We start from the raw sequence: 24,028 nt of genomic DNA, 5'->3' as shown, positions 1-24,028 counted from the left end.
CACAAGGCTTCGCAGGAGGACGTCACGTAGCCGGGCGCCTCCTTTCAAGGGAACACTACATGACTGCTGGCAAGAACGAGGCTGGGGAGGGGGCTTCGCTCGACTGGCGCGACGAGTTCCAGGACTCGGCGCTGGAAGCCCTGTATCGACGCACCATGCAGCTGCAGGACGCACAGCAGCTACGTTACGCGCTATGGATCATTGCCGGCACCTTCCTGCTGTTCGGTGCAGCGGACTATATCCTGCTCGGTGCCAGTCTCGCCCTGCTGGCCCTGCTGTTGGTCCGCTTCGTGGTGGCCTCCAGCTGCCTGGCGCTGGCACGCCTGATCGGCCGCCATTCGGCGCAGGCCCATCGCCCCCGGCCGCTCAATCTGGTCTATTGCATTGCGATCAGCGGTTTGCTGGTATCGATCCTGCTGCACCCAGGCAGCGTGGGCCTGCACATCTCGAGCGTGGCGATATCGAGCCTGGCCATCTATCTGCTGGTGCCCAACCGCCTGCCATGGATACTGGCCTGGAACGGCTACCTGGCGGGTGGGTTCGTGCTGGTGGTGGCGCTGTGGAAGCCGCTCGCGCCCGGCATGTTGATCAGCAGCCTTCTGATTCTCGCCTTCGCCAACCTGATGGGCTGGCTGACCTACAGCCGCCTCAATCGGCTGCAGCGCAAGCAGTTCGCCCTGCTGGTGGCGGAGCGCGAGATCAACCGCAAGCTGCAGAAGGAGATCGAGGAGCGTCAGCTGCTCGAGGCCCAGCTGCGCCACATGGCCAGCACCGATCCACTGACCGGCATTGCCAACCGCCGACATTTCTTCGAGCTGGCCGAACGCGAATTCCGCCGGGCACAACGCGACGGTACGCCGCTGACGATCTGCATGGTCGATATCGACCTGTTCAAGACGCTCAACGACCATCACGGCCATGCCGTCGGCGACCTGGTCCTGACCACCGTCGCCTCGTGCTGCGCCTCGATGCTGCGCGAGACGGACATCATCGGCCGCTACGGCGGCGAGGAGTTCGTCATCGCCCTGCCCCAGGCCGATCTCGAAACCGCCAGCTTCATCGCCGAGCGCCTGCGCCACAAGGTGACCTCGCTGCGCCTGCCCATGCTCGATGAGGACCAGCATCTCTCCGTGACGGTGGGCATCAGCCAGGTCGAACCCGGTGAGGCGCGGCTCGAGCAGGCACTGCAACGCGCCGATGACGCGCTCTACGCGGGCAAGGCCCGCGGGCGCAACTGCGTGGTGGTGGCGGGCGAAGCCCCTTCCTCGATCGTCGCCCGGGTCTGAAGCCAACCGGCGCGGGTTGAACTGGCCCATGAGCCCGGTATGATTCGCTCTTCAGCTTGCCGGCACCACCCTTCGTGCCCTCTCGCAGCCTCCCTTCGCTTCGCAGGATTCCCAGGTCATGCCGATACAGCACTGCATCGTCCACGCCGTCGACAAGGCCGGAAGCGACCAGCCCGCCCGCCTGAGCCCCGCCACCGCGGAGCTGGCACCTTCGGCACTGCTGGAGGAGCTGCTCGCCCGCTTTCACGACGCCTACCACGCCAAGACCAAGGCCTGGGGACACTTCGTGACCGCAAGCGACGACCAGGCCGAGTCGGCCGCCGGGTTCGTCCCCGTCCTGGCCGATTATCTCGACGGCAAGCACGATTTCGCCGCCTTCACCCGCGGGGCCGCCGAGCGGCTGCTGCCTGTGGTCGACGCCCACCTCTCGGTCTCGGGCCACCTGCTGTGCGTCGATTACCATCAGGGCGAGACGCACTATCTCGCCCTGGCGCTGCTGCACCAGCGCGAGGGGTTCGGCGTCGGCGACTCGCTGCAGGTCGTACCCGCCACCCAGCTCAACCTGGCGCGCATGAGCCTGGGCCTGCGCATCAACCTGACCCAGTGGCGCGAGGGTGCCGCATCCCGCCATTACCTCTCGTGGATTCACGACCGCGGCGGCAAGAAGCTCTCCGAGGACCTGGCCGGCGTGCTCGGCGCCACCGAGGGCATCGACGCCACCGGCGAGACACGCACGCTGCTCAAGGCCTTCAGCGACTACGTGGAGCGGGAGGACATGCCCGAGGAGCAAAGCCGGGAGAAGACCGAGGCGCTGATCGACTACGCCAACGAGCAGGCGGGCCGCGGCGAGCCGATCACCCTGGAGGAACTCTCCGAGCTACTCGACGAGCAGCAGCCCAAGGCCTTCTACGACCACATCCGCAACGCCGACTATGGCCTCTCCCCCGAGATCCCACCCGACAAGCGCACCCTGCGGCAGTTTCGCCGCTTCACCGGGCGCGCCGGCGGCATGTCGATCAGCTTCGACTCACACCTGCTCGGCTCCAGCATCGAGTACGACGAAAGCCAGGACCGCCTGGTCATCAAGCAGCTACCCAAGCAGTTGAAGGAGCAGCTGAAGAAACGCCAGGGCTGACCCCGGCGCTCCCTGTCACCGGCGCGGTCGCTACTCGATGCCGTGGGCCGCTTCCGTCGTCGCCAGCCACTCGCGCAGCACCTGCTGCCCGCGCTGCTTGAGCCCGGGACCGTAGCGCTCGGCCTGCTCGCGCAGCGCTACCGGATCGATCTGCGCCGCTGCCAGCTCGGCGGCGTGACCGATCAGCCACGGCTCGATCCTGGCGGGGTCCACCTCGAGGTGGAACTGCAGGCCAAGCACCTGCTCGCCCACGGCGAAGGCCTGGTGAGAGCAGGCATGGCTGTACGCCAGGCGGGTGGCGCCGGGCGGCGTCTCGAACATGTCGCCGTGCCAGTGCAGCACCACGTCCGGGTTGCCGAGGTGGCGCAGCGGCCCTTCCTGACCGTCGCGGGTCAGCGAGACATCGGCGAAGCCGATCTCTTTCTGCGCCATGGGAAATACTCTGCCGCCCAGCGCCCGGGCGATCAGCTGCGCCCCGAGGCAGATGCCAAGCAGCGGGCGCCCCGAGTCGAGGCGATGACGGATGGCGTCCAGCTCCGCAGTGAGGAAGGGATAGAGCGCATCGTCGTTGGCCCCGAGGGGAGCGCCGAGCACCACCATCAGCTCGGGGCTGTCGACGTCCAGCGCCTCGAGGGCATCCGGCCCCAGCAGCCCCGGATCGAGGTAGCGAACCCGATAGCCGAATTCCTCCAGGATCGGCTCGAAGATACCCAGATCCTCGAAAGCCACGTGGCGAATGGCAACGACACTCTTCATGAACGAGAAGCTCCCTTTCCTTTCCAAACGGTTTGGCATGAGCGCCAATACCTCAGCAGCATAGCCAATGCAGCCTGTGCCAAGAAACAGGTCGAGTTTGCCGTTCGAGTGCAAAGCCGACTAGCTTGAGTGTGCAGCAGCGCGAAGGCACTTCAACGCAGCAGCGAGGAGGGAACCCTGGCCATGCAGGACAAGGAAGTGGCAACCCAGGAGAAACCGCTGGTGGTGATCACGGGGGCTTCGGGGGGCGTGGGAACGGCCCTGACCCAAAGCCTCAAGAACGACTATCGGATCATCGCCCTGGACCGTAACGAAGCGGAAGAGGCGGACGAAAGCTACGAATTCGACCTGACCGAGCTCGAATCCATCCGCAAGGCGATGGACAAGATCGCCGAGCGACACGGCCGCGACATCGCCGCGGTGGTGCATCTGGCCGCCTACTTCGACTTCACCGGCGAGGCGTCGCCGCTCTACGAGAAGGTCAACGAACAGGGCACCAGGAACCTGCTGGAGGCGCTCGAAGGCATGAACGTCGAGCGCTTCGTCTACTCCAGCACCATGCTGGTTCACGAACCGCAGGTACCGGGTCACCGTGTCAACGAAGAGACGCCGATCGGCCCCACCTGGCCCTACCCGCAGTCCAAGGCGCGCACCGAGGAAGTGATTCGCCGACATGCCCGCATGCCCTACACCCTGCTGCGGCTCGCCGGCATGTACGACGAGAAGACCAGCGTGCCCACGCTGTCACACCAGATCGCGCGCATCTACGAGCACACCTTCAAGAGCCACTTCTATTCGGGCAATACCAATGCCGGCCAGGCCTGCGTGCACAAGGAAGACATGATCGATGCCTTCCGCCGCACCATCGACCGCCGCCGCGAACTGCCCGAGCGCAACGAGATCCTCATCGGCGAGGAGCACGCCGTCAGCTACGAGGCGCTGCAGAACCGGCTCGGCGAGCTCATCCACGGCAAGAAGAAGTGGAAGACCGTGGTGATGCCGAAGCCGCTGGCCAAGACCGGCGCGCTGCTGGAGGAGAAGAGCGAGCCGCTGGTGCCGGACGACTTCGACAAGGGCGAGAAGCCCTTCATCCGGCCGTTCATGATCGACATGGCCGACGACCACTACGAGCTGGACATTCGCCGCGCCCGGGAGCAACTCGGCTGGGAACCTCGCCATCAGCTCTACGACACTCTCGAGGCCATGGTCGACCACCTGCTCGCCGATCCCCACGGCTGGTACCAGGCCAACGGCATCACCCCGCCCGACTGGGTCGAGGAGGCCGAGGAGAAGGGCGCCAATCCCGAGCGGGTACTCGAGGAGTATCAGACCCATGCCCGGCGCGAGCACTATCGCTTCCTGTGGGCGCACTTCTTCAACATCGCCCTGGGCGCCTGGCTGGTGGTCTCCCCCGCCACGCTAGGCTACGGCGGCGGCATGGCCGTGAGCGACATGGCCGCGGGGCTGCTGCTGGCGCTGTTCGGCGCGCTCTCGCTGTCGTTGAAGCTGAGCTGGGCGCGCTGGGCAGCCGCCGCCATCGGCCTGTGGGTGCTGTTCGCGCCGCTGGTGTTCTGGAGCGAGAGTGCCGCGGCTTATCTCAACGGCACCCTGGTCGGTACCCTGGCCATCGGCTTCGCCGCCCTGGTGCGACCGGCGCCGGGAATATCGCCCGCCGCGGCGATGACCGGCCCCACCACGCCGCCCGGCTGGAACAACAACCCCTCGAGCTGGCTCCAGCGCATGCCGATCATCGTGCTGGCCTTCGTCGGCTTCTTCGTCTCGCGCTACCTCGCCGCCTACCAGCTCGGCCACATCGATGCCGTATGGGACCCCTTCTTCGACGGCACCCGCAGTGGGCTCAACGGCACCGAGGACATCATCACCTCCGAGGCCTCCGAGGCGTGGCCGGTACCCGATGCCGGCCTGGGCGGCATCGTCTACATGCTGGAAATCCTGCTCGGCTTCATCGGTGCGGCCAACCGCTGGCGCACCATGCCCTGGATCGTCGCCTCGTTCGGCGTACTGATCGTGCCGCTGGGCGTGGTCTCGGTGACCTTCATCATCATCCAGCCGATCCTGATCGGCACCTGGTGCACCCTGTGCCTGATCCAGGCCGGCGCCATGCTGCTGCAGATCGCCTACGCCTTCAACGAATTCGTCGCCACCGGCGAGTTCCTCAAGCGGCGCCACAAGGCCGGGGCTCCGGTGCTCAAGATCTTCTTCACCGGCGACACCGACGAAGGGCCCAACGAATCGGTGGACGAGAACTTCCAGCGCAAGCCCGCCGCCATTCTCGGCGACGCGCTCTCCACCGGCGTGAACCTGCCCTGGAACCTGGCTCTGTCTATCCTGATCGGCGCCTGGCTGATGTTCACGCGGCTGACCTTCGGCGCCGAAGGCACCCTGGCCAACTGGGATCACCTGGTCGGTGCGCTGATCATCACCGTAGGCGTGGTCGCCATGGCCGAATCGGCCCGCCCCGTGCGCTGGCTGCTGATCCCGCTGGGGATCCTGCTGTTCTTCGTGCCCTTTTTGCATGGCGCCGACCTGCCATCCACCGTCAACAGCCTGGCCTGCGGCGCGGCGGTGATCGCACTGAGCCTGCGGCGGGGAGCGATCCGCGGCGAGTATGGCAGTTGGAGCCGGCTGCTGGCCTGAGCGTCACGGCAAGGTACGCCGGTCTCACCTTGCGACGAGACGCCGCTGGGCGCCTCGTCGCTTTTGGCGATCCCGGGCCGCTGGTATCGTGTCTGCATGCCTGCCACGAGCGACGCCCCCGCCATGACTTCTCGCCCCGATCCCCGCCTCCTGCTGCGCCTGATGGCGCTGTTGGGGCCCTATCGCGCCCGGCTGGCCATCGCCGCCCTGGCGCTGTTGCTGGCCTCCGCCAGCGTGCTGATGCTCGGCCAGGGGCTGCGCCTGGTAATCGACCAGGGCTTCCTCGCCGAGGACAGCACCCGCCTCAACCAGACACTGGCCGCCATGCTCGGCGTGGTCAGCGTACTGGCCGGGGCCTCCGCACTGCGCTACTACCAGGTGAGCTGGATCGGCGAGCGGCTGGCCGCCGACCTGCGCCGACAGGTCTACGACCACCTGCTCGACCTCGAGCCGGCCTTCTTCGAGAGCGCGGCCCATCGCGACCGCGGCCCGGCCGAGATCGCCTCGCGGCTGACCACCGACACCAGCGTGCTGCAAACCCTGTTCGGCTCGTCGATCTCGCTGGCACTGCGCAACCTGGTGATGCTGCTGGGCGCGGTGGCGCTGATGCTGGTCACCCAGCCCTGGCTCTCGGCGCTGGTGCTGATCGGCATCCCTGCCACGGTGCTGCCGATCCTGTGGTTCGGTCGCCGCGTGCGCCGTCTCTCGCGCTACAGCCAGGACCGGGTGGCCGAGCTTGGCCGCTACGCCAGCGAAACCCTCGACGGCATCCGCACCGTGCAGGCCTTTACTCACGAAGACATCGACCGCCACGCCTACGGCGAGCGCGTCGAGCAGGCCTTCGCCACCGCCGTGGTGCGCACCCGCCAGCGCGCCTGGCTGACCGGAGCGGCCATGCTGGCGGTATTCGCCGCGGTGGGCCTGATGCTGTGGCAAGGCGGCCAGGCGGTGCTGGCCGGCGAGATGAGCGCGGGCGAGCTTTCCGCCTTCGTCTTCTATGCCGTGCTGGCCGCCGGGGCGGTGGCCACCCTGGCCGAGGTTGCCGGCGACGTGCAGCGGGCCGCCGGCGCCGCCGAACGGCTGCTCGAACTGCTCGACGCCGAGCCGGGCATCCGCCCACCGGCGCAGCCGACGCCCCTGTCCCAGCCGCTGCGCGGCGAGATCCGCCTGGAGAAGGTGAGCTTTGCCTACCCGGGCCGCACGCTACCGGCGCTCGATTCGCTCGACTTGTGGATTCGACCCGGCGAGCGTATCGCCCTGGTGGGGCCTTCCGGGGCCGGCAAGAGTACGCTGCTCGGGCTACTGCTGCGCTTCCACGACCCCGACCGGGGCCGCGTGACCCTCGACGGGGTCGACCTGCGCGCGCTGGACCCACTCGAACTGCGCGCCGCCATGGGCCTGGTCGCCCAGGAGCCGGTGCTGTTCACCGGCTCGGTGGCCGACAACCTGCGCTACGGCAAGCCCGACGCCAGTCTTGACGAGCTTCGCGCCGCCGCCCGCGATGCCAACGCCCTGGGCTTCGTCGAGGCCCTGCCCCACGGCTTCGATACTCAGCTCGGCCCGGGCGGCGTGCAGCTCTCCGGCGGCCAGCGCCAGCGCCTGGCAATCGCCCGCGCGCTGCTCAAGGATCCCCGCGTGCTGCTGCTCGACGAAGCGACCAGCGCACTGGACGCCGAGAGCGAACGCCTGGTCCAGCAGGCGCTGGACAGGCTGATGGCCGGTCGCACCAGCCTGGTGATCGCCCACCGGCTGGCCACGGTGACCGCCGCCGACCGCCTGCTGGTGTTCGACGAAGGACGACTCGTCGCCGCCGGCCGCCACGCCGAACTGCTCGAGCAGAGCCCGCTCTATCGCCACCTGGCGGAGCTGCAGTTCGGGCGCCACCGGGCTGAGGCATGAGAAGGAGGGCGATTGGCCCTGTTCAGATGGCGTTTCAGATGGCGTTGCGCAAGCCCAGCTCGTAGGGGTGGGGATCGAGATAGGTCTGCTGGCGGATGTACGCCGAGCCGTGGCGCTTCACGTAGTGGTTGAGCAGGCGCACCGGCACGGCGAGATGCACGTGGCCCAGGCGATACTCCTCCACCGCCTGCAGCAGGTCCTGCTTGACCTCGCTGTCCACCGCCTGCTTCAGATAGCCGAGCACGTGCATCAGCGCGTTGGTGTGGGTCTTGCGCGTGGCCGGTCGCGACAGTGCCGCCATGAAGCGTTGCAGGTAAGAGCGCTTGACCTCCTCCAGTGGCAGGGCATGCCCCTCGCTACCCAGGTAGCGGCCCAGCTCGCGGTAGGCTTCCACGTGGTGTGCCATCAGCAGGTATTTCTGGCGGCTGTGGAACTGGATCAGGGCGTGGTACTCGCTCGCCGCTTCGACGTGGCGCTTCCAGTCGTCGAAGGCGAACACCCGGGTGATGAAGTTCTCGCGCAGCACGGCATCGTTCATGCGCGCCTCCTCCTCCAGCGGCAGCTCGGGGAAGCCTTCGCGCAGCACGCGCACGAACAGGCCGGAGTCGGCGTGGCTGGGCATGCCGTTCTCGTGATAGACCTTGACCCGCTCGAGCCCGCAGCTCGGCGAACCCTTCATCAGGATGAAGCCACGCAGGTGCCGGTGTCGGGCGACGAACGCCTCGCCGACCTCGCGCAATCGCTCGGTGACGTCGCGGGAGGGGTCGTCGGTGCCCACTACCCTCGGCGGCTCGCCGGGCGCGCCGACCAGGCGAATCGGCTCCCGCGGCACGCCGAGGCCGGCCTCGAGTTCGGGGCAGAACGGCTCGAAGGCGAAGCACTCCTGGAGCACTTCCAGGCAGTAGCGAGAACGCTTGTGCCCGCCGTTATAGCGCACCTGCTCGCCCATCAGGCAGGCACTGATGCCTACCGGGATCGCCTGCCCAGACGCCGTTGCCTCAGCCAAAGCTCGCTCTCCGCCAGCGGAATGTCGCTCTATCGTCGCGCTTCGACCCTCTCGGGGCAAGCTTCGAACGGACGCTACCAGGCCTCCCATTCGGTTTCGGCCGCGCGTGCCTCTCGCCGCACAAGCGCCCTGGGTACGGACGCCGGTAGCGGCGCATCGCCGTTACCCGAGTCCTGCGGCACTTTCCCCTCGTCGCCAAGCACGAAGGCGTTGATCAGGCGGGACAGGCGCTCCGCCTGGGTCCGCATCGCCGCGGCCGTCTCGCTGCTGTGCTCCACCATCACCGCGTTCTGCTGGGTCATGGCATCCATCTGGTTGACCGCCGTGTTGACCTCATGGATGCCCGCGCTCTGCTCGCGCGAACCGGCGCTGATCTCGGCAATCACCTCGCTGATCCGGCTGATACTGGCAAAGATTTCCTGCATGGTCTCGCCCGCCTGGTGCACGATTCCGGCCCCGTGCTGGGTGCGGTTCACCGAGTCGTCGATCAGCGCCTTGATCTCGCGCGCGGCATCGGCCGAGCGCTGTGCCAGGGAGCGCACCTCCTGTGCCACCACGGCAAAGCCGCGGCCGTGCTCGCCGGCCCTGGCCGCCTCGACCGAGGCATTCAGCGCCAGGATGTTGGTCTGGAAGGCGATACCGTCGATCAGCGAGACGATCTCCCCGATCTTCGTCGCAGCGTCGCTGATGTCGCCCATGGTCGACTCCACCCGCGCCATCGACTCCCTGCCCCGGCGCGCCACCTCGGCGCTGCCGCGGACCAGGCCATCGGCCTGCTGGGCATGGTCGGCGTTGTTCTGCACCGTGGAGGTGATCTGCTCCATGGCCGACGACGTCTGCTGCAGGTTGGCTGCGGCCTGGTCGGTACGCGAAGCGAGTTCCTCGCTGTCGCGGGCGATGGTCTGCGCCACGTCATAGACCCGATTGGCGCTTCCGCGGACGTCGCGCAGGGTAGCCTGTATGCGCGACAGGAAGCCGTTGAACTGGCTTGCCAGCTCGCCGATCTCGTCGCGGCTGGTCACGGTCAGGCGCCGGGTCAGGTCACCGTGCCCCTGGGCCACCGCTTGGGCAATCTCGTGCATATCGCTGGCGGTACGGCGGATCTGGCGCACCGTGCGGCGGGTGACCCAGATGGCCAGAAAGGTAATGGCCAGGTTGATGGCCGAGGCAACGAGCCAGAGTCGCACCAAGGTTTCGAACAACTGCTCACGGGCTGCCGCCTCGATGCCGAGCATGGCGGCGTCCACCTCGTTGGCGTACACGCCGGCGCCAATGATCCAGTTCCACTCGGGGATCGCCGCGGCATGGGAATACTTCGACTCCTCCCGGCCGGTGGCGGGGTTGAGCCACTCATATGCATAACCCCCGCCGCCCTGGCGGGCGATCTCGATCATGTCGCGGATGAGCGGCTTGCCGTTGGCATCCTCGAGATCGAGCAGATTGCGCCCCTCCTGTTCGGGTATCGCCGGCTGCACGAGCATGGTGCCCTGGTCATCAAACACGAAGAGGTAGTTGTCATCATCGAAGCGCAGGTCGCGCAGCAGGGCCTTGGCCTCGTGTTGCGCCACGGCCGGGTCGCCGCCACCGGCCGCCATGTTGCGGACCAGGGTCCGGGCCATCTCGACGATCCTCTCGACTCCCATGCGGCGAGACTCGATCATCAGCTCGCGCTGCCGCTCGAGCTGGGAGCGATTGGTCTCGATGCGCTCCAGTCCCTCGAGCACCAGCAGGCTGGAGGAGGATATGATAAGCGGTACCAGGACGAGCAATAGTATCTTGTTCTGCAGATTGAGCTCCGGCAACCGCTTGAGACCGGCGAACCGGGCTTCCTTGTTTGCGTACGTTTTCATGATCTGGCCATTTCGGCTGTGGGTGGTCGATGCGGATGGTCCAGCGTCGTTTCCGCAAGCCAATGAAGCCGCACAGCCGCCGGTCGCACCAGAGGCCTTGATACCTTTTCATGAAAGCGATGCTCATCTTGTTGACTTAGGTCAACTCATTCACCCACAGCGTTCGCCAGTCCCACCCGTCCTTGTGGACATAGGCCAGCCATAGGCGCTGAATCTCCAGCGTTTCCAGATAGCGACAGAGCGCCTCGGGCGATCTGTCGAGGCCGGCTGCGGCGGGCAGCCAGGCGGCATCGATCTCGGGCACGTGCCGAGCGGGTCGCACGAAGTCCTGGCTCAACACCGACAGGAAGTCCTCCAGTGCATGGAGGGTCGCTTGCAGTTGGAGGCGCACCGAGGGGGCAAGCGACGTGCTGCCGTGACAGACGATGACAAGGGCCTGGTAGAGCCGGAACAGCGCGACCGGCAGGGCTCGCTCGGCGTGACCCTGGTGGTAGTAATGCAGGATGGGGTAGGCGAGGTGCTGCTGCCCGACGCTGATGATCGTCGATTTCAATGCGTCGGTCTGACTGGCCAGCACGCTGAAATCGCCCTCCTCGCCCCATTGGCCCACGATGTCCGCCGGCGTAGCGCCCAGGGAGTGGATCGAGAGCGCCAGTTGGCGCTTCTGAACCACTGCAGACATGACCGAGAGGATATACGTCACGGCAAGCGTCAGCAGAAAAAAGCCGTTCGCTGCCGCGACCACGGACAGCAGTTGCCACTTGGCACCACCGGCCACGAAGTCACCGTACCCCAGCGTAGTGATGGTATAGCCGACGTAATAGAGTCGCTCCACGGGGTTGGCGTAGGTGCCGGAGTCTGGATGAAACACAGCCGTGGGATGACTGTTGAAGACCAGCCACCACCCCAGCCAGATCAGACCGACCCATACCAGCATCAGGCTGACGGTGACCCAGGGACCAACGGCCCGAAGCAGCCCATGCCGGGAGAAGCGCCGGTAGAACCACAGGGCCGTATACCAGGCGAACCGACCGAGAAGCCGTGTGATGGGCCCCGACCTGGCTGCGGAAAGCGTCGTCTGGACGGCGTCGTAGCACACCAGACCCAGCAGAAGAAAACCGCTGAGTGCGATGAAAGTCGACATGGCGCATCCTTTTGCCTAGCGAATGGATTCCTCCCGATACCCTAGTTCATCCAACGGATTTCACCGAGCCGACTCCCCGTATGCGTCATCAATATCGCGGCGAATCGGCGTTCTTGCCGTTGTGGGCAAACTTTCGTTTGGAATGCCAACTTTTCTTTTCATTAGGAAACCCGAGACAGGTTGATAAGCCGGTTGCCGATTCCTACGTTTATGCGTGATGGCAGACGCCAGCAGTGCCGGAAAGCCGGTAAATGGACGTACGATCTCGCTTGTGACTCGACAGGCAAACTAGGAAGGAGATCTGACATGGCACAGCGCAACCAGAATCCGGGCAACTTTGCCAACGATCCGCAGAAAGCTTCTCAAGCTGGCCAAAAGGGCGGCCAGCAAAGCGGTGGCAACTTTGCCAACGATCCGCAGAAGGCGTCAGAGGCCGGCCAGAAAGGCGGCCATGAAAGCGGTGGAAATTTCGCCAATGATCCGCAGCGCGCTGCCGAAGCCGGCCACAAGGGCGGCCAGCAGAGCAGTGGCAACTTCGCCAACGACCCGCAGCGCGCCTCCGAAGCCGGCCAGAAAGGCGGACACGAAAGCGGTGGCAACTTCGCCAACGACCCGCAGCGCGCCTCAGAAGCCGGCCAGAAAGGCGGCCAGCACAGCGGTGGCAATTTTGCCAACGACCCGCAGAAGGCCTCGGAGGCCGGCCAGAAGGGCGGCCAGCACAGCGGCGGCAACTTTGCCAACGACCCGCAGAAGGCCTCGGAAGCCGGCCGCAAGGGAGGCAAGAACCAGGGCCGCTAAGCGCCCTCTTCCGTTCCACCTCACGGATCGAGCCATGAAGCAGGAAGCTTCGAGGAACGGTTGAAACCACTCCCTACGGTAGTTTCACCTCACAAGGCTGTCAGGGTACGCCCTGGCAGCTTTTTCCGTGCGCGACGTTCCACACGCGACCAAGGTCGAGTTGCGACGGGGGTGGCGAACGCTCACCCTGGCCAGACAAAAAAGACCCCCCGAAGGGGGTCAGGTGGAGCACGCCAGCTCACATCGGTACATCGCCCTGGTCCTTAACCGTTGGCGACGTTGCCGAGGAAGGTGAAGCCGACCTTCCTGCAGCGTTGATCGGTTAGCTAACCAACACAATGCGATTACTGCGCCAATAATTATAGAATTTCTTACAAAACAAAGACCTGCAAAAAAAACAGCTACGCAGGCTTTGTGCCATATGTCGCCAGCTCGCCCCTTCTGCACCACCGAAGCTCACTTAAGAGCTGTTTTGCTGCATCATGATGCAACGCAAAATTAGCCGATGCCATATCCGACAAACCTGCCTCGTCGCTCAGGCCTACAGCAGCTCCCGCAAAACCTCCATCACTCGTCCGTCCACCGTGCGCTGCAGCTTGTCCTCGATCTCACTGCACAGCGACTCCACCTTCGGCCGCTCGTTGCCCACCGTCACGAAGGTCCATTCGCTCGCCTCCAGCCGGTCGTGCTCACCACTTTCGCAAACCGCCACAGCCGGGTTGCGGCCGTAGCGCTCGTGCAGGCCACCCATGCGCTGCCGCTTCTCCTTCAACGACGCGCAGCCAGGCAGGGAAATCCGTACCGTCATCACGGCAATGTGCATGCTACCTCCACTCTTCGAAGCGTTTTTCGCCCGTTGATGTCACGGCTCCACGCTAGCACATCCCTCCCTCACGATTGGGACCAGGAACGCCTCGGACGACTGGCTCGCTCATGCCAAACTGGCATGGCCCACGGCCCTCCCACCGATACCGCAACGCAACATGGCATGTTATATAAGCGCTGAGTTCTTCCGCTCCCTTCCTCAGGACGCTTCCCCATGCCCTTCGGCTGCTCCACCTCCGCCAGGCCTCGGTCTCTCCGTGGCCCGGCTCTGCTGTTGCTCGTCGCTGTTGCTCTATTCGCAAGCCCGCTGGCGCATGCCGCCACCGGACCGCTCGCATTGACGAATTCTCTGGTCGGCTTCGTCGCCGTGGTGCTGTTCGTGCTCGCCTATGCGCTGGTCATGGCCGAAGAGAAGCTGCACATGCGCAAGTCCAAGCCGGTGCTGGTCGCGGCCGGCCTGATCTGGTTCATGATCGGCTGGGTCTACGTCCGGGCGGGCATGCCCGCCGAGGCCGAGCATGCCTTCCGCGAGACCCTGCTCGAGTTCGCCGAACTGATGCTGTTCCTGCTGGTGGCGATGACCTACATCAACGCCATGGAGGAGCGACGAGTCTTCGACGCACTGCGCTCATGGATGGTGCGCAAGGGTTTCAGCTACCGCCAGCTGTTCTGGCTCACCGGTGGGCTCGCCTTCTTCATTTCACCGGTGGCCGACAACCTGACCACCGCCATGTTGATGTGCGCCGTGGTGATCAAGGTGGCCGAGGGCGACAGGCGCTTCATCAACCTGGCCTGCATCAACATCGTGGTGGCGGCCAACGCCGGCGGTGCCTTCAGCCCCTTCGGCGACATCACCACGCTGATGGTGTGGCAGGCCGGCATGCTGCAGTTCTATGAGTTCTTCGCCCTGCTGGTGCCTTCGCTGGTCAACTTCTTGGTGCCGGCGGTGGCCATGAGCCTGTTCGTCGGCGACCGCAGGCCGGAAGGCGACGAAGAGGAGATCGACCTCAAGCGCGGCGCGCGGCGTATCATCGGCCTGTTCCTGCTCACCGTGGCCACCGCCGTGGCCAGCCATAGCCTGCTGCACCTGCCGCCGGTGCTCGGCATGATGACGGGCCTCGGCTACCTGCAATTCTTCGGCTACTACCTGCGCCGTACCCTGCCCCGTTCGCTGGAGCGCAAGCGCGAGCGCTACACCCGCGCGGGTGACGAGCGCCGCTTGGCCCAGCTCGGCAGCGTGGTGCCGTTCGACGTGTTCAACCGCGTGGCACGGGCCGAGTGGGACACCCTGCTGTTCTTCTACGGGGTGGTGATGTGCGTCGGCGGCCTGGGCTTCCTCGGCTACCTGAGCCTGGTCTCGGAGCTGCTCTACAGTGGCTGGAATGCCACTTGGGCCAATATCGCGCTGGGCCTGGTTTCCGCGGTGGTGGACAACATTCCGGTAATGTTCGCCGTGCTGACCATGCAGCCGGAGATGTCCCACGGCCATTGGCTGTTGATCACGCTGACGGCCGGGGTCGGCGGCAGCCTGCTCTCCATCGGCTCCGCCGCCGGGGTTGCCTTGATGGGCCAGGCCCGCGGCTACTACACCTTTGCCGGACACCTGCGCTGGGCGCCGGTGATCGCGCTGGGCTACGCCGCCAGTATCCTCGTCCACCTGTGGCTGAATGCCGCCAGCTTCCATTGATCGAGCCTGCCTGGCGCCAAGGATGGCCCCGGGCAGCCTGCGCCGTCTACCGCCCCGGCGGCCACTCGGGGTGTGAAGGCAGCCCCTCGTAAGCCAACCAGGGCGAATCGTGGGAGATCATGGTGGATTTCCTCAGATGTCGATGGTCAGGTCCGGCACGAACAGGGGCGGCTCGAACTCCCCGGGGTACCCCCCCGGATTGGCCAGCACCCGCGTGCCATTGGCTTCGCAATCCACCGGCTCGTGCACGTGACCGTGAATCCACAGCGCCATGCGCCCCATCATGGCCGGCAGATGCGAGGCGAAGGCCGGCGACAGCGCATCGCCCCGGTAGCTTGGCGGAATACACTCGGCCAGGGGGGCGTGATGACTGATCACCACCCGAGGTCCGTCGAAGGGCTTGGCCAGCTCCGCCGCCAGCCAGGCCAATGCTTCGCTATGCAGCCGCTGGCTTTCGGCCGGGCTGAACCTCTCTCCTTCCGGCTGCTCGATGATACTGAAGTCCGGCATCAACCAGCGCGCCTTCTCTTCGGTCAGCGCCGGGTCGAAGTCCGGGTCATCGGCATAGAGCGCGAAGTCGGTCCACAGAGTGGTGCCGTGGAAGCGTACGCCCCCCAGCGTGAGCGAACGATTGTCGAGCAGATGAATACCCAGCCGCTCGGCCTCGGCGGCCAACGCCTGACGCAGCAGCGGCATGCAGCTGCCATAGAATTCATGGTTGCCCGGCACGTAGAGGATCGGCACCCCGGCGAAGCGTTCGGCGGCCCAGGCCAGGCCCTCCGCATGGCGGTGGATGTCACCGGCAAGAATGACGACGTCCGCCGCCACGTCCGGCAACTCGCGTCCTTCGTCGAAATGTTCCAGATGCAGGTCGGAAAGCACCCTGAGTCGCATGGCTACCTCCTCGTTTGCCGGCGCACCGGCAAGTACACCGCTCCGATCGGATTGACCCAGCATAAGCGGGCAGCGAGAGGCTTCGCCAGGTTTGGCTGATGCCAGCGCTTGCGACTATGTTGAGATGGCCCCGTAGCAAAGGGCACAACGACTCAATGGAGGGAGTCTCATGACCGTGCAGACCACCAATACGTCCGCCCAGGACGTCGTCGACATCCTCACCCTCGACCATCGCGAGATGGAAGGACTCCTCGATCAGATCAAGCAGTCCCCGGATGCCGGACAACGCCGCGATCTGACCGATACGCTGATCGCCGAGGTGATGCGTCATTCCGTCGCCGAGGAGATGTACGTCTACCCCGCGATGGAGAAGCGCATCCCCGACGGCGAGGAGGAAGCCGAGCACGACAGGGAGGAACACGATGTGATCGTGCAGGTAATGAAGCAGCTGGAAGACGCCGACGCCGCCGAGCCGGCATTCATGGAGCGCGTGCACAAGCTGGACGAACTGCTGCGCCACCACGCCAAGGACGAGGAAGCCGACCAGTTTCCCAAGCTGCGCCAGCGCATTCCCGGCGAGGACCTCGTCGAGTTGGGCAAGAAGGTGGAGAAAGCCAAGCAGCTGGCACCGACTCGCCCCCACCCCAGCGCCCCCCACTCCGAGCTGTTCCACAAGACCGTGGGCCCCGGCGTCGGCATGGTCGACCGTCTGCGCGACCGTCTCAGCGGCAGGATGACCGGCTGATCCCTTGACACAAGAGCTGTCACTTCGCCCGGGCACCTGAGAAAAGGCGCCCGGGTTTACTGTCTGAAAGTCTCTTCGATGGACTTTCCTTGGGCGAGCTCATCGACAAGCTTGCCCTCTAGGCGGAACTTCGAACCAGACCGAACTGCTAGAGTTGCGGTGAGGAAGCGCTGCACATGCCAAGCTCAACCAGGAGGAGCCCGCGATGAACGGCACGACCGCGCCCGACCGGAGGGAGGCACTCACGCTGCTGGCGCGCTGGGGCTATGCGGCTCGCGGCGTCGTCTATCTGCTGGTGGGAGGCCTCGCCGCGCTGGCGGCACTCGGCCAGGGCGGCGAGACCACGGACAGCCGCGGCGCGCTGGAGCGCCTGATGACCGCCCCGTGGGGCGGCGTGCTGCTCGGTGCGATCAGCGTGGGGCTGGTGGGCTACGCCGTCTGGCGCTGCACCCAGGCCGTCAAGGATACTGATCGTCACGGCACCGACGCCCAGGGCTTGGCGATACGCGCGGGCCTGTTGGTAAGCGCCAGCACGCATCTGCTCCTGGCGTTCTTTGCTGCCAGCCTGATCTTTACCCTGGGCGGCGGCTCCGGCGATTCCGGTAGTGGTTCGGAAAGCCTCGCCGGCTGGCTGATGCAGCAACCCTACGGACGCTGGCTGGTGGGCGCCGTTGGCTTGGCCATCATTGGCGCCGGCATCGCCCATGGCATCAAGGGTTGGAAAATGAAGTTTCATCGCCACTTCGACATGCCATCCCGCACCCAGCGCTGGGCCTACCCCGTCTGTCGTTTCGGGCTGGTGGTACGCGGGCTGGTATTCCTGCTCATCGGCGCCTTCTTCATCCTCGCCGCCTATGAAGTGGATCCCGGCGAGGCGGGCGGTCTCACAGACGTCTTCAGCACGTTGCGCAGCCAAGCCTTCGGTCGCTGGTTGCTGGCCTTCGTTGCCCTGGGCCTGTTCAGCTTCGGTCTCTACAGCCTGCTCGAAGCCGTGTACCGGCGCGTGAACACTCCCGGCTGAGCTCAACGCCGAAGTGCAAGTGCCGCCGTCTTGCCCACAGCACCCTGCACGGCTCAGTTGATGGAAAATCTTTCCAGGGGCATGTGTCGTTTCACGCGAAAGGCTGCATGGGCATAAACGAGGAATCAGTGGGTTAGGATTTTTTTCACCGATAAAGCTGCATACATAGGAAGCAAAAAATCTACATAATTTACGCTATAAGCCCACGGCCCGAACAGCCAGGCAGTAATATTACGAAAAGCCCACCAAAATGGTGGGCTGAAGCTACCTATACGGTAGTTATACGCGACTTGGCTTTATCGGCATCGGACTGATATTTTTGGCTGCCTATCCGGCAGTTCATCGGCTGTCCGAGGACATGCGCCTGCTCTATGTATTTTTGGCTGCCTACCCGGCAGTTAACAATGTAATAAAAACTTTAAACAACAGGTCAACTGTAGACTTAAGCTTACCTCCATGTCAAGCACCCTTTTAGCTTTAACGCTCGTAAGAAATTGAAATAAATATGAGATTTAGAACTGGAAAGAGAGAGGTTTCTGACAGTGAGTGTAAAAACCCGATGCTTCTCCACAATGGCTCCAAACATGGCTATCCATCTTCTAAATTATAACTTTGAGACACTTCTAAAAGGCACTGTACCTTTGTGCTTATGACCTGTTGCCAGCCCATATGAGTTAAACATTCCTTCTACTCCACCGTTATGCAAAACGTTTCTTTCCAACTGTATATGAATCATAAAAGGCTGACCAGTACTTTGACTTTCGAGGAAAGATGAGTGAAAACTATCAACAACCCTTGAGTTATTTACTTTCATGGGGTCAAACTTCTCACCTCTTTTCTCAGCACGTTTTTTAGCCCGTGCCAGCCTCCTCCGCATTGCACCTGGGAAAACTTTATCAACGGCTTGGTTTCGAAAAAACCTAACCTCTTCATATTCCCCACACACTACCGAGAAGATCTCACCAACTTCGAAAAGATCATGACCGGCCATCATTGAAAAGTACTCGTTATCTTGAAAGCGAGCCAGCTTATCTTTGTCTTCGCAAAAGAAATCAATAGCTCCCCCAAGAGATAGGCAGGACCAATTTGGAAATGAAACACCGATATCAAATGGATGATTGTTGATAATAAAATAGTGCAGTGCAGTAATACACCGCCCTGACAGCAAGGCACAGTCCGAATCAGTAGGAAGGTAATTTATAGAAAAGCAATACCGATTCATGACCCCTCACTTACCTTTTTGAAACAAACCACCCTTAACAAGCACAGCCATAAGATAATGGTATTCGGCACTAATGTCTTTCCCTGACGAGCCATCTTTCAAAAAATGATCCGACTGAGAGAGAATAGAGTAGAAATCTTGCCCAGACTTTGGCCCACGGCGCGCTATGAGTGAGGATCTATCAGCCCCATACTCGCTGACTCGAAGGGCCTTTTCTGCGTCAGCCTCCCACCAGTCGTCTATCATTTGAATAGCAGCACCTACTTTTGTTGACGAAAAACTCGCTGCTTCCCTCCCGTCGCAAGTTTTTGTTTTAACCAGACGCTTTCCAGACACATCATCACTGGAATCCTTTGTAACAAGCACCTGACTAGGATACACCTCTTGACAGAACTCCACTTTCATTCTAGCAGTAACATCAGCGAACCAAAAAGCTCTAGGGTCATGCAAGGCTCTACTCATTCCATCAGATATGATGCCGAGAAGATATTGTGAATGCTCATCCCAGCGCTTTGGATTCTTACCCCAAAAGTGAAGATTTTTAACAGATAGCTCTTCATCACATCCAGTGACCTTTAGGGAAATTTCCAGCTCTCTTGCATGCTGATTCTTCCAAAGCCAGCTACCGTCTAGCAGATTAATACAGTAACGCCTGGCAAGTTCATCAAAGCCACCTGCATCTCGATAGTTTGCAGCCAGCATTTTCATATGGGCATTAAGGTCACGATCACTACAAACCAAAGGCTGCATTGAGCCGGGCTGGATTCGCAAGGAAAATCGACAATATAAGTCCTCAATATTGGGCGGTACAAAACATGACTCAGAATGAAACAAATTACCGTACCCAAGCTTACTCAAAATAAGACTATCTCTCACTTTGCCAGCCGACGCATACCCCTCAGAATATGAAGCCTTAACGCCCTGCGAATGATAACTATCTACTTCTAATGGTTCAAAGTTGCTGAGCGGAGTCTTGTAGTAAAACACCGCTTTTCCAGGAGACAAGGAGCGCTCATAGCTCAAGTTGCTGCATAGACTAATCATTGGCTAGCTCTTGCTTTTACACTCTACCCATAAGCATAGCTGAATTTTCGATACGCATCCCCCAGAAAGCTTCTTCCGTCAGCGCTTGCCAACCTCGTAAGCGAAACTCTACCGGTGAAGCCAAGCGAGCGGCCCCAAGCAGCGACTCAGCATAGGCGTGTAAGGGCTCTAGAGCTCCTTCCCTTTGGGCAGGCTCCTCCAGCAAGCTGTATCCAGCCATTACTGGCTTCATGCTCTTGAATTTTCCAAAAAAAACAAGTGCTTGCTCTAATCCATCACATCCAATCAATTCAGGTACTATCCAACGGCCACTGCGCGGCAACCTCTTCAGTTCTTGGAACAACGAATCACCGCTCCCTACGCGACACCATTCCATTTCAGTGTCTTGCGCAGGAGGAAGCAAGACTCCCCCAGCAAAGCGGCTTGGAAAAGCTGCATGCATCAGCTCACTATCCATTGATTCCAGCGCATTCTCAGGATCATGCACGCGAACCAATATATCCATTGTCATATCACAGTAACGTGATGGCTTAAGCCCAGGCGGCATAACTTTCTTACCTACTACCCTTGTCTTGGCAGGAAGTTTTGTTTCACTCCCCCCTTGGTAGCTACGCAAAAACCACGCCACACTGTTAAAAGACAATTCAGCCCCATGCATTTTATTTAGTTTTATCTCATACTCTTTTGCCATACCCCATAAAGCTGTCAAAGAAGGAATACCATAGAGGTAAGGGATTGGCATAGCTGATGCATCATATACTTCAAGCTTCTTCAAATAAATAAATTTACCACCCCCATCCATTCCAGAATTAACTTTGCAAGTTGATAAGCGCGCGGCACCCTGTTTATCAATAAGGCCCCTTAAAATATTCTCCAAAGGCTTCAGGAGTGATGGGTGGTAAGCCAAGCCTCTCGTTTTACTGTTATCACACATCTGCTTGTTTAGTGCTGAGGCAGCCTCCCTAGCAGCCTCATCCTTAGAAATAAAACTATTTGAAGAAAACCTCCATTCTAGCGTATCATTCAAATAACAAGGCACTTGCTTGATATCTCCAACTGACTCTTTCCATTCAAATACAGGGGCAAGCCAATCAGCTAGGTGACTTTTAATTGCCGCGACGGCATGCCTTCGCTCAGTTTTTTTGATTTTATAGGTAGGGATCTCCTCAGATTTGATGATAGCTCTACATGCAGATAGAAAATCCTTATCAAAAATCGCACTTTTAGCGAACAGGGATTCACCGTCTTCTAAACGTCTAATACCCGAACCAGAAAGGCTGGCACTTTCATTTTTTACAAGATATGGTGGGTAATCCAAAATATTCAGGTTCCCTCCTGTCGATCCTGACAAATCACCTAAACTTGCCGAACGGGGGTATTTTATATTTAAAAACCTGCCTATTTTTTTGCGCGCCAACCTTTCAATTTCGGACATGAAGGAATGGGAAACAACAGGGGTTATGGAGACATAGTTAGATTTATACAAAAATCTAACTTGGGGAGAGTATCTGCTTACCACCTTCGGAATACGGTGAGTGCCACCATATCTTGACAGCTTTATTTTCCACTCCTGCAGAGCAGAGGGACTTACTTCAAGTGCTAACAGTGAACTCACCCAAACGTGACTTGCTTCTTTCAAGACAACGGATAGATTTACTGCGCCTCCTTGCCACAAGAAGCAAGCACCGAACAGCTTTGATTTATTATATGCTGCCGAGTTATGTGCCCAGCCAAGCTCCTTCGCCAATCCACTAGAGGATAAATAACCCGATATCATACAAGGTGGGTTGGAAATAATTCTCTGCCCAGATACTCGCGGGTCAGGAAATTTAAGATTGTGTGTATGCTGCCAGGAAACTTCCTTTAGACAACTCTCTAAGAAACTGGTATTTTTTAAAATTTTTCTGGCTGTGGTTTCATCAAGAAGATCCTCACCCACCTCCTTTCTTTGAGAAAGATTTGCCAGTGCGATCACAGCAACACTTTCGCTACCTGTTACGTCTAAGAGGGGCGTAAAAGGTGAAAAGTGCCTCCTGATTAAAGCCGAACGCTCTTGCACATTATTGTTATACACGATTTCTTCAATATGCATGAGAGTCACCAATGAGGAAGGTAGGTAGCTGCAGCCCCAAAGTCCGCTGGCATCTTTGCCCTGACTAGCTCAACAACTTGCCGAAGATAGAAAATGGGCTGGCTAGCATGCATCCTTAACCACACTGGCACTCTGTATGCGGGCTGCAAATACCCATCTTCAAGAAGAAGATAAACCTGTTCATGCGTAGTTTGGAGCAACACAGCTGCTTCTTTTACCGTTAGCAGCATATCGCCATAGTTAGATTTTTTTGATTTAGGATTACTTTCCACCACTTCAAATAGCACGCTAAGAATTTCCTTTAGGACGAAATTCTCTTCAGGACGCATTCCTCTTATCAAGCAAGCTGAAGAAACTCTCTTCCCCCAAGCAAATTCTAGCGGAGTTTTATTGTAACTTTTAACAAGCCTATCCCCAGACGCAATCAATTTTTTTGAAAGGTCGCTAGTATAGCTCCCTGGCCATTTAGAATAAAACCTTATCGCAAGCCGCAGTGACTCTATGACTTCTTGTGCGTTATCTAAATCAGTGTCTTCCACTATGCAAAAATATAGCAGCGCTGCATTTCTAATAGAAATAGAAGATGTGTAAGGCAATGGCGAACTAAAAGCGACTTCTGGCTCCGACACGAATTCACTTAGTAAGATGCTATCCCGATCAGCCCGGGTGACTGGCGCTAAAGACAAGTCATAACCGCATCGACAACGATCTATTAATTCATTTTCAAGATAAGAAATTGGACTACCGCAACTAGGGCAGTCATAGATGAGATTGACATGATGCTTTGTGCAGGCCGTATAGGTAAGATAATGCCAAGCTTGGGGTATATAGCGATTTTCTTCGAGACAAAGGGGACAGATAGGAATTATTGATTTTCTGAGGAAGCACCGGGGTATATGCTCACCCCCTCTTGCCACAGCACGGTAATTTCCGCAAAAGTCAGCTGCTGAATTCCGGAGTGATAGCGCCAATAGCGGGAGATCTTCATTGTCTGTTAACTTTTCAAATAGCGAGAGCGCCCGAACCCGAAAACTACTGCTTTGCCGTGCGTGCCAAATATTGACAGTTTTCAGCTCTAGAGGAAATGCTCCTCCCGCCTCGTGGTCCTGCTCTTGTAGCCACTCCTTGACAGCACCACTCAGTAGCCGATATGTCTCAAGAAAGTTGGCTTCAGCCAACCGTAGAAGATAGCTTTCCAGCGACTCGTCGGTGAATGGCTTTGGCCGAACCAGTAACTGCATATCCGCGCTCCTTCACCTTTTGTTTTTATATCATCATGCCTGGTTATTTAGAGAAACAACACAGCAAGCCCAATTAGTTCAACACCGGCACTTATGTTAGAATCATAATTCCATGAGTATCATCGAGAGGATTAGGATGCGATCACCCAGCAGATGACCTTGAGGTCGGGGATAACAACGCTACTCGTTACGTTCTCTCCATCATCAAGCTCTATTAGGCATAGCCGCCCTGACCAAGGTGATCAAGGTACGCCAGCACGTCTTTTACCCCGCCCTTCGCAACCTGCTGCTGTGCAGTGTTGCCACCAAGCGCTGGAATGGGGGTGTACCGGTACCAATCCTCTGCCGCTTCTCTGGAGCTTGCCCAAGTTTCGATGCGTGACAAAATCACTTCGGCATCCGGGTCATGGCCATGGAGCTGGTCAAGCCTACGATTGAGGAAAGCCAGAACCGCACTGGGATCTCGGATAATATGATTATCAGGGGGAGCTGGTGAAGTGTCACTACTGATGACACTGATGAAAAAACCCGCATCGACACTAGCCGTCGAGATCTTTAAGGTGTAGCGGCCAAGGTGAGAATCCACAGCGCGTAGAACGGCCTCACCTTCCCTTAAGTCGATGCATATGCCATCTTGCTCAAATTCACTTTGGCGGGCCTGTAGAGCACGGAACAAACGCTTCTCCATCTGCCTTCGCATGCGCATTGACCATTGAGGCATATTA

At 60.3% G+C, this 24,028-nt stretch carries 19 protein-coding genes; 8 read left to right on the top strand and 11 right to left on the bottom strand.

The window, feature by feature from the left end:
- Positions 1-59: 59 nt before the first annotated feature.
- Positions 60-1,286: a GGDEF domain-containing protein gene (locus HNO51_RS08410; protein ID WP_197450550.1), complete on the top strand. Its 1,227-nt coding sequence runs from the start codon at positions 60-62 to the stop codon at positions 1,284-1,286.
- 118 nt (positions 1,287-1,404) lie between these two features.
- Positions 1,405-2,421, top strand: coding sequence for a nucleoid-associated protein YejK (yejK, locus tag HNO51_RS08405; protein WP_209538945.1), 1,017 nt, complete (start codon positions 1,405-1,407; stop codon positions 2,419-2,421).
- A gap of 30 nt (positions 2,422-2,451) precedes the next feature.
- Here yejK and HNO51_RS08400 read toward each other — a convergent pair whose 3' ends face one another.
- On the bottom strand, positions 2,452-3,177 hold the full coding sequence (locus HNO51_RS08400) for a glutamine amidotransferase (protein ID WP_197450548.1): 726 nt from the start codon (positions 3,175-3,177) through the stop codon (positions 2,452-2,454).
- A 183-nt stretch (positions 3,178-3,360) separates the two neighbouring features.
- On the opposite strand from HNO51_RS08400, the gene HNO51_RS08395 reads away from it, so the two are divergent.
- On the top strand, positions 3,361-5,835 hold the full coding sequence (locus tag HNO51_RS08395) for an NAD-dependent epimerase/dehydratase family protein (RefSeq protein WP_209538944.1): 2,475 nt from the start codon (positions 3,361-3,363) through the stop codon (positions 5,833-5,835).
- Between the two features lie 123 nt (positions 5,836-5,958).
- On the top strand, positions 5,959-7,734 hold the full coding sequence (locus HNO51_RS08390) for an ABC transporter transmembrane domain-containing protein (RefSeq protein WP_209538943.1): 1,776 nt from the start codon (positions 5,959-5,961) through the stop codon (positions 7,732-7,734).
- 34 nt (positions 7,735-7,768) lie between these two features.
- Here HNO51_RS08390 and HNO51_RS08385 read toward each other — a convergent pair whose 3' ends face one another.
- The 3 genes from HNO51_RS08385 to HNO51_RS08375 all read right to left on the bottom strand — a co-directional run bounded on the left by HNO51_RS08385 (position 7,769) and on the right by HNO51_RS08375 (position 11,734).
- Complete coding sequence (locus HNO51_RS08385; RefSeq protein ID WP_197450546.1) at positions 7,769-8,740, bottom strand: YbgA family protein; 972 nt, start codon at positions 8,738-8,740, stop codon at positions 7,769-7,771.
- 74 nt (positions 8,741-8,814) lie between these two features.
- Positions 8,815-10,590, bottom strand: coding sequence for a methyl-accepting chemotaxis protein (locus tag HNO51_RS08380; RefSeq protein ID WP_242597230.1), 1,776 nt, complete (start codon positions 10,588-10,590; stop codon positions 8,815-8,817).
- Positions 10,591-10,726: 136 nt separating this feature from the next.
- The gene (locus HNO51_RS08375; protein ID WP_197450545.1) at positions 10,727-11,734 is read right to left on the bottom strand and encodes a potassium channel family protein; all 1,008 of its coding nucleotides are present in this window, start codon (positions 11,732-11,734) and stop codon (positions 10,727-10,729) included.
- A 306-nt stretch (positions 11,735-12,040) separates the two neighbouring features.
- Here HNO51_RS08375 and HNO51_RS21255 point away from each other — a divergent pair, with 306 nt between their 5' ends.
- Positions 12,041-12,532, top strand: coding sequence for a con-10 family general stress protein (locus HNO51_RS21255; RefSeq protein WP_209538942.1), 492 nt, complete (start codon positions 12,041-12,043; stop codon positions 12,530-12,532).
- 541 nt (positions 12,533-13,073) lie between these two features.
- Here HNO51_RS21255 and HNO51_RS08365 read toward each other — a convergent pair.
- Complete coding sequence (locus tag HNO51_RS08365) at positions 13,074-13,355, bottom strand: DUF503 domain-containing protein (protein WP_197450543.1); 282 nt, start codon at positions 13,353-13,355, stop codon at positions 13,074-13,076.
- A 216-nt stretch (positions 13,356-13,571) separates the two neighbouring features.
- On the opposite strand from HNO51_RS08365, the gene nhaD reads away from it, so the two are divergent.
- The gene (gene nhaD, locus HNO51_RS08360) at positions 13,572-15,044 is read left to right on the top strand and encodes a sodium:proton antiporter NhaD (RefSeq protein ID WP_209538941.1); all 1,473 of its coding nucleotides are present in this window, start codon (positions 13,572-13,574) and stop codon (positions 15,042-15,044) included.
- A 132-nt stretch (positions 15,045-15,176) separates the two neighbouring features.
- Here nhaD and HNO51_RS08355 read toward each other — a convergent pair whose 3' ends face one another.
- Entirely contained in the window at positions 15,177-15,938 is a 762-nt protein-coding gene (locus tag HNO51_RS08355) for a metallophosphoesterase (RefSeq protein ID WP_209538940.1), read from the bottom strand.
- Between the two features lie 169 nt (positions 15,939-16,107).
- On the opposite strand from HNO51_RS08355, the gene HNO51_RS08350 reads away from it, so the two are divergent.
- Positions 16,108-16,683 (top strand): hemerythrin domain-containing protein, encoded by a 576-nt coding sequence (locus tag HNO51_RS08350; RefSeq protein ID WP_209538939.1) that lies wholly within the window; start codon positions 16,108-16,110, stop codon positions 16,681-16,683.
- A gap of 205 nt (positions 16,684-16,888) precedes the next feature.
- Entirely contained in the window at positions 16,889-17,704 is an 816-nt protein-coding gene (locus HNO51_RS08345) for a DUF1206 domain-containing protein (RefSeq protein ID WP_209538938.1), read from the top strand.
- A 604-nt stretch (positions 17,705-18,308) separates the two neighbouring features.
- Here the strand turns inward: HNO51_RS08345 and cas6f are convergent.
- The 5 genes from cas6f to HNO51_RS08320 all read right to left on the bottom strand — a co-directional run bounded on the left by cas6f (position 18,309) and on the right by HNO51_RS08320 (position 24,024).
- Positions 18,309-18,926 carry a type I-F CRISPR-associated endoribonuclease Cas6/Csy4 gene (gene cas6f / locus HNO51_RS08340; protein ID WP_276571224.1) on the bottom strand — a complete coding sequence of 206 codons (618 nt, stop codon included), beginning with the start codon at positions 18,924-18,926 and terminating at the stop codon, positions 18,309-18,311.
- 6 nt (positions 18,927-18,932) lie between these two features.
- On the bottom strand, positions 18,933-19,970 hold the full coding sequence (csy3, locus tag HNO51_RS08335; RefSeq protein ID WP_209538936.1) for a type I-F CRISPR-associated protein Csy3: 1,038 nt from the start codon (positions 19,968-19,970) through the stop codon (positions 18,933-18,935).
- A 16-nt stretch (positions 19,971-19,986) separates the two neighbouring features.
- Positions 19,987-22,062, bottom strand: a complete 2,076-nt coding sequence (locus tag HNO51_RS08330) for a type I-F CRISPR-associated protein Csy2 (protein ID WP_209538935.1) — start codon at positions 22,060-22,062, stop codon at positions 19,987-19,989.
- Positions 22,063-22,067: 5 nt separating this feature from the next.
- Positions 22,068-23,303: a TniQ family protein gene (locus HNO51_RS08325; RefSeq protein ID WP_209538934.1), complete on the bottom strand. Its 1,236-nt coding sequence runs from the start codon at positions 23,301-23,303 to the stop codon at positions 22,068-22,070.
- Between the two features lie 214 nt (positions 23,304-23,517).
- Complete coding sequence (locus HNO51_RS08320) at positions 23,518-24,024, bottom strand: antitoxin Xre/MbcA/ParS toxin-binding domain-containing protein (RefSeq protein ID WP_209538933.1); 507 nt, start codon at positions 24,022-24,024, stop codon at positions 23,518-23,520.
- Positions 24,025-24,028 lie beyond the last annotated feature (4 nt).

Source organism: Billgrantia sulfidoxydans (genome assembly GCF_017868775.1).
GTDB lineage: Bacteria > Pseudomonadota > Gammaproteobacteria > Pseudomonadales > Halomonadaceae > Halomonas > Halomonas sulfidoxydans.
The sequence above is the reverse complement of the archived record's forward strand: the minus strand, read 5'-3'. Positions and strand labels throughout refer to the sequence as shown.